General features: G+C 42.1%; 9 protein-coding genes and 1 pseudogene. 4 read left to right on the top strand and 6 right to left on the bottom strand.

Features of this window, described 5'->3' with window-relative positions:
• The first annotated feature begins 257 nt into the window (after positions 1-257).
• Together HMPREF0106_RS03890 and HMPREF0106_RS03895 are read left to right on the top strand one after the other, a co-directional pair.
• A complete protein-coding gene (locus HMPREF0106_RS03890) occupies positions 258-1,160 on the top strand; it encodes a vitamin B12 dependent-methionine synthase activation domain-containing protein (protein WP_008021806.1) in 903 nt (300 codons plus the stop codon).
• 68 nt (positions 1,161-1,228) lie between these two features.
• Positions 1,229-1,741, top strand: coding sequence for an RNA polymerase sigma factor (locus HMPREF0106_RS03895; protein WP_008643303.1), 513 nt, complete (start codon positions 1,229-1,231; stop codon positions 1,739-1,741).
• 72 nt (positions 1,742-1,813) lie between these two features.
• On the opposite strand, the pseudogene HMPREF0106_RS28495 reads toward HMPREF0106_RS03895, so the two are convergent.
• From HMPREF0106_RS28495 to HMPREF0106_RS03910, 3 genes and pseudogenes are all read right to left on the bottom strand, one after another.
• Positions 1,814-1,858: pseudogene (locus tag HMPREF0106_RS28495) on the bottom strand (hypothetical protein); the annotation flags it as partial.
• Positions 1,859-2,341: 483 nt separating this feature from the next.
• The gene (locus HMPREF0106_RS03905; protein ID WP_009040913.1) at positions 2,342-5,209 is read right to left on the bottom strand and encodes an AAA family ATPase; all 2,868 of its coding nucleotides are present in this window, start codon (positions 5,207-5,209) and stop codon (positions 2,342-2,344) included.
• Positions 5,206-6,459, bottom strand: coding sequence for an exonuclease SbcCD subunit D (locus HMPREF0106_RS03910; RefSeq protein ID WP_009040912.1), 1,254 nt, complete (start codon positions 6,457-6,459; stop codon positions 5,206-5,208). Before HMPREF0106_RS03910 ends, HMPREF0106_RS03905 begins: the two co-directional genes overlap by 4 nt.
• A gap of 120 nt (positions 6,460-6,579) precedes the next feature.
• On the opposite strand from HMPREF0106_RS03910, the gene HMPREF0106_RS03915 reads away from it, so the two are divergent.
• Positions 6,580-7,338: a lysophospholipid acyltransferase family protein gene (locus tag HMPREF0106_RS03915; protein WP_004315944.1), complete on the top strand. Its 759-nt coding sequence runs from the start codon at positions 6,580-6,582 to the stop codon at positions 7,336-7,338.
• A gap of 312 nt (positions 7,339-7,650) precedes the next feature.
• On the opposite strand, the gene HMPREF0106_RS27985 is transcribed toward HMPREF0106_RS03915, so the two are convergent.
• From HMPREF0106_RS27985 to HMPREF0106_RS03925, 3 genes are all read right to left on the bottom strand, one after another.
• Entirely contained in the window at positions 7,651-7,914 is a 264-nt protein-coding gene (locus tag HMPREF0106_RS27985; protein WP_004315946.1) for a hypothetical protein, read from the bottom strand.
• Between the two features lie 165 nt (positions 7,915-8,079).
• On the bottom strand, positions 8,080-9,834 hold the full coding sequence (locus tag HMPREF0106_RS03920; protein WP_032851610.1) for a tetratricopeptide repeat protein: 1,755 nt from the start codon (positions 9,832-9,834) through the stop codon (positions 8,080-8,082).
• 42 nt (positions 9,835-9,876) lie between these two features.
• Complete coding sequence (locus HMPREF0106_RS03925) at positions 9,877-10,611, bottom strand: DUF4369 domain-containing protein (RefSeq protein ID WP_004297344.1); 735 nt, start codon at positions 10,609-10,611, stop codon at positions 9,877-9,879.
• Between the two features lie 157 nt (positions 10,612-10,768).
• Here HMPREF0106_RS03925 and HMPREF0106_RS03930 point away from each other — a divergent pair, with 157 nt between their 5' ends.
• Positions 10,769-12,013: an anaerobic sulfatase-maturation protein gene (locus HMPREF0106_RS03930; RefSeq protein ID WP_008643298.1), complete on the top strand. Its 1,245-nt coding sequence runs from the start codon at positions 10,769-10,771 to the stop codon at positions 12,011-12,013.
• Positions 12,014-12,036: the final 23 nt, after the last annotated feature.

Here is a 12,036-nt window from a genome sequence, read left to right as displayed (position 1 = left end):
AAAAACGACAATCTGAATTTGCGCCCTGAAAGGGCATAATTGTATACGGTTCCGCCCTTTCAGGGCTTGTGGCTGGTGTGTTTTTTTCGTAGGGCGTTGCCCTACGCTATATAATTAAGCCCTTTCAGGACATCCCAATAAATATATAATTGTAAGGCTTTCAGCCTAACCGATAAATTCTCATTTAACTGCAAAATTCCCATTTTAACCGATAAATTCCCATTTAACCGCTAAATTCCCATTTAATTGTATAAATTATGATTCTATCTTATAAAATACATACAGTCACTCCCTACATCAACTGGATTTACTTTTTCCACGCATGGGGTTTCCAGCCACGTTTTGCAGCCATCGCCAACATTCACGGATGTGATGCCTGTCGTGCTTCGTGGCTGACGACTTTTCCGGAAGAAGAACGTAGCAAGGCCTCCGAAGCCATGCAGCTATTTAAAGAAGCCAACCGGATGCTTGATCTACTCGACCGGGATTATGAGGTAAAGACCCTATTCAAGCTCTGTAAAGCGAACGCTGACGGAGATAATTTGATTATTGAGAAAGAAAAAGACCAATTCGTCACCTTTCCTTTACTGCGTCAGCAGACACCCAAAAGAGATGGAAGTCCTTTCCTTTGTCTAAGCGACTTTATCCGTCCTCTTTCTTCCGGCATCCCCGACACCATCGGTGCTTTTGCTTCTTCTATTGATGCGGACATGGAAGGACTGTATGAACAGGATCCATATAAACACTTGCTTGTCCAAACCCTCTCCGACCGACTGGCAGAAGCTGCAACAGAAAAGATGCATGAGTATGTACGAAAAGAAGCATGGGGATATGCCAAAGAAGAAAATCTGGGCATAGCGGATTTATTGGTCGAGAAATATCAAGGTATTCGCCCTGCCGTCGGCTACCCGTCTTTACCGGATCAGTCTGTCAACTTCCTGTTGGATGAACTGCTGGACATGAAACAGATAGGTATTTCATTGACTGAAAACGGGGCCATGTATCCGCACGCTTCTGTTTGCGGACTTATGTTTTCACATCCGGCTTCCGAATATTTCTCTGTAGGAAAGATTGGAGAAGACCAACTCGAAGATTATACCCGCCGCCGGGGAAAAAGCATCGAAGAAATGCGCAAGTTTCTGGCAGCGAATCTTCAATAATCATCATTCTCCTGTGATTTTTCTCCTTTTCTCACGACTAACTAACCAGAAAAGCAATCATAGACTTCATGAGAGAACAAACAACAGAAGCCAATCCTCCTATTGAGCAAGAGTTCTTGTCGGTAATCCGCGAATATGAACGGGTGATCTACAAAGTGTGCTATCTGTACGCCAACCCCAATGCTCCGCTCAATGACCTTTATCAGGATGTGCTACTGAATCTTTGGAAAGCCTATCCTAAATTCAGAAAAGAATGTAAAGTATCTACATGGATTTATCGTATTGCCCTCAACACTTGTATCAGTTTTTATCGTAAAGAAAAGAATGTACCGGAAATTGTCAGTCTCACCAAAGATACTGACTGGACCATAGAAGCACACGACCCGATCAACGAAATGCTGAAACAGCTTTATCAGATGATTAACCAGCTGGGACAACTAGACAAATCAATTATCCTGCTCTATCTCGAAGACAAAAGTTATGAAGAAATAGCAGAAATTACCGGACTAACGGTTACCAATGTAGCGACTAAACTAAGCCGTATCAAAGACAAACTTAAAAGAATGAAAAAGGAGGAATAAGATATATGGAACTGGAAGAACTGAAAAAATCTTGGAATGCCCTGGATGAACACTTGAAAGATAAAGAGTTCATCAAAGAAGAAGAGCTTGAAAAGCTGATAAGGCATGCAGACAAAGGTATCCATGCCATTGCCAGCCTGAACATCAAGCTTATTCTGATTTCTTTGCCGATATTGATCTTGTTTTTAGCGGAGGTGTTGTTGCACAACAGATTGAACCCGATCTACATCATTATCATTTTCGCATGGATTCCCGCACTTTGCTGGGACATCGTCACCACCCGCTTTCTCCAACGGACTCAAATAGACGAGATGCCTCTGGTAGAGGTAATCAGCCGCGTGAACCGTATACACCGATGGACCATCAGAGAACGACTGATTGCCATTGCTTTCCTCTTGGTACTGGCTGTACTCTCATTTATCTACTGGCAAGTGTGGCAATATGGAATAGGCATGATAGCCTTCTTTATCCTGTTATGGGGCGGAGGACTAGGATTGATTTTATGGATTTACCGCAAGAAGTTCTTAAATCGCATCCACGAAATAAAGAAGAATTTAAGCGAATTGAACGAATTAATGTAAAAGGAGATAATGGATGTGCTTACCCTACAACGGTAAGCACACTCTTTCCATTCACTTTCTTATGCACTTGCACCTGAACAGAAATTCGTTCACTCATCTCCTGTACGTGAGAAATAACTCCGATTTTCCGTCCCTGCATCTGTAATTGTTCTAATGCTTCCATTGCCGTACGCAGGCTTTCCGCATCCAAAGAGCCGAATCCTTCATCAATAAAAAGAGATTCCACTTTCAGGTTATTGCTTGATAAGGAAGACAAACCCAAAGCCAACGCCAAAGATATCAGGAATGATTCACCACCGGAAAGAGAGTACACAGTCCGTATTTCATCACACATATCACAATCTATCACTTGAAGCGCCAACGTGTCGGGAACCTGTTGCAACTTATAGCGTTTAGAAAGGTAGGATAAATGTTTATTGGCATGAAGCAACAGTAAATTCAAAGTGTAACTTTGAGCTATCACTTTAAATTTCGCTCCGTCCGCACTGCCTATCAGTTTATTAAGTTTCGCCCAACGTTCGGCAATCGTCTGTTTCTCTGCCAGCTCCTTCGCAATCTGCTCCACAGTTAGCTTATTCTTTGCTTGTTGTAGCAGACGGGCTTCCATAGTAGAAAGAGCACGTTCGGTATTCAGGTTTTCCTCCTGTTGTTTCTTTATTATTTCGGGAAGTTGTTCGGGAGACCCAATCTTTTTATACTGTTCCTGCAATTCTCCAATAGCCAGCGTAATTTGCTTCATCTCTCCTTGCAGACCAGAAAGGCGATTGTGCACAGCCTCTACCTCTTTGCGTGCTTTCTCCAAAGCCAAATTCAGCTCTTTTTCTCTTTTTGCCACGGCTGCTTCCGCTTCATCCGCACTTTTTCCTTTCAACAGTTGCGAACGTTCCTGACAGAGCACATTCAACGCTTTCTCTATAACTTCAAATCTCTTTTGTTCGGCTGAAGCAGCATTCTGCAATAACACCAACTGTTCTTTAGCAGACGATACTTTCTGCATCGCCAGGCGACAAAGAGATACATTCTCACGAAGAGCTTCACAATGCGCACGCATCTTTTTAATTTCTTCATCGCTGCGTTGCCATTCTGCATAAAGATTACGATATTCTAAAATACGTTCTGCCAGTTCCGTCAAACGATGTTGTATCTGCTCTTCGTTACTAGCATCGATCCCAACTTTATACAATGCCGCCAACTGTTCTCCAATCTGTCCGTCCACCATCTTCTGATGCGTCCAATCACGTTGCAAAACAATGCTCCGGTTATTGATCTGTTGACAGTTTGCTACTGCTGCATTATACTCCTGTTCTATACTCCGGAAAAGAGTATCTACTACCTCCTGTTCCTGATGGTAAGGATGCACCGTACTACCGCAAACCGGACAAGCTTCCCCCTCCTGCAATTGCTGACGCAATGCTTTCACGTCTTTTCCCACTGCCATACGTGCATTTTCGTAAAGGCGTTGAGTTACTTTCAATGCAGTTTCTTGTTCCGTCAATTGTTTCAGGCAATCAGTTGTTTCTTTCTCCAACCGTTCTATTTCTGCCTTTGTTTTCGTCTGCGTTTCCGTCAATTGCCGGATATTCTGTTGGCGTGTCAGCTCTTTTTGCAACTTCATCTGTTCTTCGGTCAATAACGGATATCCGAAAGAGTTTAATCGCAACAACCGCTCTTCATTCGTATTTATCCCGGCTGTCAGTTTGTCTGCTTCCTGCCGTAGAATTTCTTCCACCTGTTCTAGCTGCAACGCTTCTTCTATTCCTACATGATTCAGCAAACGGTTCAGAGAAGAATAAGAAACCTGCAACTGCTCCGTAGCCATCCGCATTTTTTGTTCCTGCTCCGACACCTGTTTATTAGCGGACTGTAACATCTGTTTCGATTGTGTGTAACTGTCCTGCTGTGACTGTATCTGTACATCCAACTGACGGGCTTTCTTCAAGTCCGGCTGTATGGCTTCCCATTGTGCCTTGAAATGCACCAATCCTTCTTCTTGTGAAGCCAATGCGCCCTGTAACATTTTCAATCTTGCTTGCTCCTCCTGTTCTTCCTGTTGCTTCTTCTTCCAAAGATCTTCCTGCATTTTTAATGAACGAACCACATTCAGTTGTTCATTCTGTTCCGCCAGCAGTTTGATTCCTGTCACACGCTTTTCGGCCGACAGTTCTTTCTCTTTTTGTAAAGCAAGCAATTCTTCTTCCGGCATCAATTCGATCACATTCATTCGATTCTGAATCAAAGTGACTTCTTCCTGTGCCGCCTTATTCCGGGCATAGACTTCTTGAGAAATCCGGGAATAAACACCGGTTCCCGTCAACTTCTCAAGCAACTCCGCTTTGGCCGCTCCTTTCGATTTCAGGAATGTCGCAAAATCATTCTGCGCCAATAATACGGTACGGGTAAACTGCTCATACGTCAACCCCACCAACTCCACCAACTGAATCAACAACTCTTTTTTGGTACCCTGGAATTCTTTCTCCGTATCCAGCTCTTTCACCTCCAGCGTTTGTGGCTGCAAAGAACCGCTTATCTTATTTCTTGTCCGTCTTACCGACCAGCGAGAACGGTAACGCCGTCCGTCAATGCCTAAGAAATCGACTTCCGCATAACCGTCGCTTGTTCCCCGACGCAATAAATTTCTTACATCGGACTGATTTATTTGATTGTCTCCTACATCTGCCAGATTCACACTTTCCACCGAAGTTGCGAAACGGGGAGCTTTATCATACAGTGCCAGACATAAAGCATCTAGTAAAGTAGACTTACCGGCACCCGTAGGTCCCGAAATGGCAAATATACCTGCAGAATGTAATGGTTCTGCTGTAAAATCGACTTCTACTGTCCCTTCTATCGAAGTCAGATTCTTCAATCGTATAGCCAGTATTTTCATTCTTCTTCCTCCTCTTCTTTATGAGTAGCAGCCCAATAGGCTTCCTGAAACAAACCTGTCAGTTCGGCAGGCATTTCCACCTGATAAATCTTTTCAAAGGCAGACTGCGCAATCTGTAAGGGAGACATCTCCTGCAATCCTCTCTTCCAGTTCTCGTTTTCTTTCTCCTTATTTTCTACATCGGTGCGATAGGTAGACACAATGCGTGCCAATCGATAATTTTTATCTGCCAATGCCTCCTCAATCTCCTGCCGAAGCATGGGTTCCGGCTCCTCCAGCAGTACCTTCACTTCTAAATAAGGAGCTACATCCTTTGTCTCCGGCAATTCTTTCAAAGCTTCCAACACCACTTCCGGCAAGGCAGGTTCTCCATTCGGCACACTTACCAAAGGGATTAATTTCGGGCATTCCAACCGTTCAATGTCCACTGCACAACCTCCGTCAAAAGTCACCATCACGACTCCATGATGATAATGTTTCTCTGCAAAAGACATCGGAATAGGACTTCCTGCATATCTCACATTCTCCCTTCCCGACACTCGCTGCGCTTTATGTATATGCCCCAATGCCGTATACGCTATCTGTTCGGAAAAAGCTTCCGGCGATACACATTCCAGACCACCAATCACAGTACGTTCACTATAATCTTTTTCTGCAATCTCCGATCCTGTAGCCTGCAAATGACCGATGGCAAGAATCGACTGATTCGCTGTCCTTTGCTTCCATAGCCTTTGCAGAAGCTGCGAATATAGTTCGCGAACTCCCTCCGCGTACAGGTTGCCTTCCGTCTGCACGACCGGATAATCCCCCTGGCGCAAAAAAGGGACAGCCATGCAAAGCAGTTCCACTTCCTCTTTCCGGTTCTTCAGTTCCACGATCAAATGGTCATAATCAATTTCTCCACCTTCAAGTTTGCGCACCACCCCTCTGACTTCTGTCCGCATAGCCTGCAACAGAGGCAAAGGAGCTTCCAGACGTGCTGCCGAATCATGATTACCGGCTACAATGACAATCTGCAGATTCGGATTCTCCACTGTCACCCGATAAATAAACTGATAATACATGCTTTGGGATGCAGCGGAAGGGTTGGAAACATCAAAAACATCTCCGGCTATAATCAATGCATCAATCTCTTTCTGACGAATTTCTTCTGCCAGCCAATTCAGGAATACCTCATGTTCTCCCGTGCGATCATATCCAAAAAAGGTTTGTCCCAAATGCCAGTCGGCAGTATGTAATATACGTATCATAATTTTATAACTATCTCTACTAACAAGAGACAAAAATAACACAATCGGAAAGATTATCTCGCATCTGCCTCTCTTTTTTACCAATAATCATGTATATTTGCAGGATAAAAATCCAACCCTATGAAGATACTGTATTATATTTATCAGATTTGCATCGCTTTGCCTATTTTATTAGTGCTGACCATCCTTACGGCAATCGTCACTATTGTAGGTTCCCTCTTGGGAGGAGCCCACTTCTGGGGATATTATCCGGGGAAGATATGGTCACAATTAATTTGTCTGTTCCTGTTGATTCCCGTGAAGATTGAGGGGCGCGAAAAGCTGCATGACAAAACTTCCTATATTTTTGTACCTAACCATCAGGGTTCATTTGATATTTTCCTCATCTACGGCTTCATTGGAAGAAACTTTAAGTGGATGATGAAAAAAAGTCTGCGTAAATTGCCATTCGTCGGAAAAGCCTGTGAAAGCGCAGGACATATCTTTGTAGACCGTTCCGGCCCGAAGAAGGTTTTGGAAACCATCCGGCAGGCAAAAGACTCGTTGAAAGACGGAGTTTCTCTGGTGGTCTTTCCCGAAGGCGCACGCACTTTTACCGGACACATGGGATATTTTAAAAAAGGGGCTTTCCAATTGGCGGATGATTTACAGTTGGCAGTGGTACCTGTCACTATCGATGGCTCATTTGAAATCCTTCCACGCACAGGCAAATGGATACATCGCCATCGCATGATTCTGACTATTCACGACCCTATTCCTCCCAAAGGAAAAGGCATGGAAAATATCAAGGCAACCATGGCAGAGGCATACGCAGCTGTTGAAAGTGCCCTCCCGGAGCAACATAAGGGAATGGTGAAAAACGAAGATCAAGACCGGTAATCTGTGTATTATACCTAAAATGAATATGGGGATGCTCACGCACCCCCACACTCCTAACCAGTTTTATGCATCAAACTATTAAATTAAAGAATTCAGATATTTAGATGTTTTGCAAAGTTATGGTTTGGTTTGACATCATTTGCAATTCTTGAAAAGTCAAATTAAAACCTTTATGAATTTCTTTTTCTAAATTCTCCAATGAGAAAGATTCACCTCTTGCACCATTAATCTTTCCTCTAAACCGATTGTTATAATGCTTACGGAATGTATCCGGAGTGACCAAGCCTCCAAGACCATAATCCCCCACTACAATCACCGGTTTCCGGCGTAACACCCCTTCATAGGCAGTAATCCCGCTCCAATTATTAGATCGGCTTCTTCAATCAGTTTACCTGTTTCACTCTCGGAGGATATATAATCCACCTGATACTCTGAATATTTACTTAATAGAACTCCTATCCTTAACCGCGTACGAGAATTAGCTACTCCGACAACAATGTTGGCTTTCTGTTCTATCAACTGCAATTCGTTACCTCTCCATGAAGAGGTAGCAGATAATTCATTAGGATTTTTCATATAGCTATTTGGTTTTTGTTAGGTCAAAAGTACGGCATGCATCTGAAAACACAAAAAAAGTCACCCGGACAAAATCAGTGTGTCTGATTCATCGTAAAGATCTAAAATTCAATAAAATACATATTTTGATTCTGTTATTGACCCGGACAATTCATTTTTTATTTATCAAAAGTCCCTTAAAAATGCATTTAAATCTTCTTGTGAAGAAATGCCTAACCGGCCTTTTAGTCTCCCCTTCGCCTTGGTTACCGAGTCGGAAGAGGTCTGGAAAATACGAGCCAACTCTTCATTAGTCAGCCCAAATTTAAGGAAGCAACAGATTTCAAGATCACGTTTTGTCAATAAAGGAGCTTTGTCAAGCAATCGGGTAACGTAATTAGCATAGAGTAAATCAAACAGACTAAACAATTTATAGCGTTCTCCATCAGACAACTTACCTCTTAATGTTCCCTCTTTGATAGCAAGCAATAATCGAAAAGCAGATATATACTGTTCAGAAGATGGTCCGACTGTTAACTCTCCTCCTAGTTCTTTCAACAACCCCGATAAGGTTTTGTTCTGCATACTCAAAAGCACAATCTTTCCATTCAACTCGCCTACCTTCATTCGATTTTCTTCGAGTATGCGGTTCTCTTCCAGCACTTGGTCTTTCAACTCCTGGATTTCTTCCATCTCCTGCTGATATCGCTTTATCTCCTCTTCATTATCTCTAATCTGGGATTCAATCTCGGCAATCTTCTTTTTATGGTTCCTACTTTTGTAATAGTAATAACACATATAGAAGGCTACAATCAGAAAAACAATCGTACCGCAAAACAGAAAAACCGTACGGTGCATTTTCATTTGTAAATTATCGCTCCGGAGTTTTTCGTTCTCATACTGCTTTTGCAGTTCTGTTATCAACTCCAAAGAATCGACCTCATCCAATACGCTGACAATGGAATCCGCTTTTTCATGATAAGTAATTGCTTCTTCAAAATTATCAATATCCTTTTCCAAAAAGTATAAATTGTTGTATGCATCAATACGGGTATACTCTTTAGAGGAATTTATACTCATCTTAAAGTATTTCCTGGCATTCTCCACATCCCCCATTTGTATATACAAATATCCCAAAAACATACACTCTACATATTTCCTTTCTTCATCCGTTTCTTTTTTATAAGCAGCAAGGAAATAGCGTTCTGACTTTTTCAGCTCTCCCATAGAACGATACAGGATACCCAACTCATGTAAAATGGAAACTTCAGACGGATACTGTTTTTTTCTGGCTAATTCTAAAGCATTATTATAATAGAAATAGCAACTATCCCAGTTATTCTGAAACAAATAAGCCCGGCCTATATTCTGCCCGGCTCTGACAATGCCCACAGAATCTTTTAACTCTTCATAGATAGCGTATGACTCCTGAAAATTCTTCAATGACTCCTGATACAATTTCTTTTTCCGGTTCACCATCCCTATTTCATCAGTAGCCATGGCAAACATCTTGCAACATTGAATCTTCCCGAACATTTCCTTTGCTGAAGACAGGAACGACAAAGCCTCTTCATCTTTACCCAATTCACGCAGCACTCTACCATAATAATACTGTGCTTTAGCACGCATGGCAGTGTCACCACGCTCTACAGTATAGTAATTCAGTGCCAATGCAATCAACGAATCAGAAGTAAACTTCACATAGTTCTGATCCATTGCCTGCGTTAATAAAAGCGCATAATCCGCCTGCGACTTTCCACGCAATTTTTCAGGATGAGGAACTGATTTTAATAGATACAGAGCCGTATCCGGAAGAGATTCCATACATATTTCGATCTTCTGGAACGCCACATCGGAGGCCTCCGAATCTCTACGACAAGAAACCGATAAGACTAAAATAAAAAAGAAAGCGGCGTATACCGAAACAGTAGTCGTTTTCATTTTACTTGAGTTTTATGCAAAAATACACAAAAAACTCAAGTATTACTTATTTGTTGAAGCATTTTGTTCCAATCGTTGATGTTCTTCTATCAACTTCATGTTTTCTCTTGCTTTAGACAGGAATTCTCTTACCAGCTTATTATCTTTAAAAGAGTAAGGAGCATCCTTTATAATATCATCTATCTGCGGAGTCATAATAGGATAGGGCAAAGAGCTGCAAAGCATCATAAATACACTGGGTCCCAATACATTTTCGTAATTGTCGGAAATGAACGTTTTCACATACTGATTCATCGCTTGCATCAGTGAATCACCTTCCACCACCAGCTGACTGTGAATTTCATCCAAATCCCCTCCATCCAATACCATACGGGTTTCTTTCTGCTCCAGTTCGCTGATACTTTCTTCTAATTGGTTTCTTTTGCTGATAAACTCGTACAACGCATTATTTAAAGAAGTTCCCACTGCCTTCAAGTCCGTATTGCTGATAGTAACTGTTATTTTTCCACTTTCTAGAACGATCGGCATAATGCTTTCTTCATCCATATAAAGCGTCACCATCTGTACGGAATCTATTTTCCCTTTCATTGAAAACAGACCATGCACCACTTCAGCAGAATCCAGCTTCACCCACTCGCCATCACGCAGAGATTTAAGATACAGCATCTTTCCATCCAGACTATTCACTGAAGATGTTCCTTCAATCTTGTACTTACTGGTACAGGAAGCCAGAAACGGAAGCAAAAGCAAAAAAGGCAAAATTTTATTCACGTTCATTTATTCATTAAATTCTGTGCACAAAGGTACAACTGATTCAGAATTCAAAGAAACATTTTATCAATATTTAAATCTTGTAAGACTCTTTTCTTTAATAATCCTTATAAACATAGGTGTAAGGCTATTTTTTTCATTTAGTTTATCTAATTTTGCAGTCATGAAAACATCAACATTTGCCCCTTTTGCCAAACCGCTTTATGTAATGGTAAAGCCTGTAGGTGCCGTATGCAACCTAGCATGCGAGTATTGCTATTATTTGGAAAAGGCCAACCTATACAAAGACAATCCGAAACACGTAATGAGCGATGAACTTCTGGAAAAGTTTATCGACGAGTACATTAACTCACAAACCATGCCGCAGGTACTTTTCACCTGGCACGGAGGAGAAACGCTGATGCGACCGCTCTCCTTCTATAAAAAGGCAATGGAACTGCAAAAGAAATACGCCCGCGGACGTACGATCGACAATTGCATCCAGACCAACGGAACTATGCTCACTGACGAATGGTGCGAATTCTTCCGTGAAAACAATTGGTTGGTAGGTGTCTCCATCGACGGTCCGCAGGAGTTTCATGACGAGTATCGCAAAAACAAATTGGGAAAACCTTCTTTTGTGAAAGTGATGCAAGGCATCAATCTTCTGAAGAAACACGGGGTAGAATGGAATGCAATGGCAGTTATCAATGACTTCAATGCCGAATATCCGTTGGAGTTTTATCGTTTCTTCAAAGAAATCGGTTGTCAGTATATCCAGTTCGCTCCCATCGTTGAACGTATTCTTTCGCATGAAGACGGACGTCATCTCGCTTCTCTTGCCGAAAATAAAGCCGGAACACTGGCTGACTTTTCAATCACTCCGGAACAATGGGGGAACTTTCTCTGTACTCTCTTTGACGAATGGGTGAAAGAAGATGTCGGCAAATACTATGTGCAGATATTCGATTCTACCCTGGCCAACTGGATGGGTGAGCAACCCGGTATATGCACGATGGCAAAGACTTGCGGACATGCCGGTGTAATGGAATTCAACGGAGACGTTTATTCTTGCGACCACTTTGTATTCCCCGAATATAAGTTAGGCAACATTTACAGTAAGACACTGGTAGAAATGATGCATAGCGAGCGTCAGCACAACTTCGGGAACATGAAATACCAGTCTCTCCCTACTCAATGCAAAGAGTGTGAGTTCCTGTTTGCCTGCAACGGGGAATGCCCGAAAAATCGTTTTAGCCAAACGGCAGAAGGTGAACCGGGATTGAACTACTTATGCAAAGGTTATTATCAGTTCTTTAAACATGTAGCTCCTTACATGGACTTTATGAAAAACGAACTGATGAATCAACGTCCGCCTGCTAATATCATGGAAGCTTTAAGAAACGGAGAATTGAGAGTGGAGAGTTGAGAATGAGAAACAGAACATATTAA

Source organism: Bacteroides sp. D22 (assembly GCF_000163675.1).
Lineage (GTDB): Bacteria > Bacteroidota > Bacteroidia > Bacteroidales > Bacteroidaceae > Bacteroides > Bacteroides xylanisolvens.
Note: the sequence above shows the minus strand (reverse complement) of the source record. Positions and strands in the feature narration are given on the sequence as shown.

Excerpts from the sequence above, each read along its gene's own strand:
- HMPREF0106_RS03930 (WP_008643298.1), top strand. The coding sequence starts at position 10,769 with ATGAAAACATCAACATTTGCCCCTTTTGCCAAACCGCTTTATGTAATG.
- HMPREF0106_RS03910 (WP_009040912.1), bottom strand. The coding sequence starts at position 6,459 with ATGATACGTATATTACATACTGCCGACTGGCATTTGGGACAAACCTTT.
- HMPREF0106_RS03905 (WP_009040913.1), bottom strand. The coding sequence starts at position 5,209 with ATGAAAATACTGGCTATACGATTGAAGAATCTGACTTCGATAGAAGGG.
- HMPREF0106_RS03895 (WP_008643303.1), top strand. The coding sequence starts at position 1,229 with ATGAGAGAACAAACAACAGAAGCCAATCCTCCTATTGAGCAAGAGTTC.
- HMPREF0106_RS03925 (WP_004297344.1), bottom strand. The coding sequence starts at position 10,611 with ATGAACGTGAATAAAATTTTGCCTTTTTTGCTTTTGCTTCCGTTTCTG.
- HMPREF0106_RS27985 (WP_004315946.1), bottom strand. The coding sequence starts at position 7,914 with ATGAAAAATCCTAATGAATTATCTGCTACCTCTTCATGGAGAGGTAAC.
- HMPREF0106_RS03920 (WP_032851610.1), bottom strand. The coding sequence starts at position 9,834 with ATGAAAACGACTACTGTTTCGGTATACGCCGCTTTCTTTTTTATTTTA.
- HMPREF0106_RS03915 (WP_004315944.1), top strand. The coding sequence starts at position 6,580 with ATGAAGATACTGTATTATATTTATCAGATTTGCATCGCTTTGCCTATT.
- HMPREF0106_RS03890 (WP_008021806.1), top strand. The coding sequence starts at position 258 with ATGATTCTATCTTATAAAATACATACAGTCACTCCCTACATCAACTGG.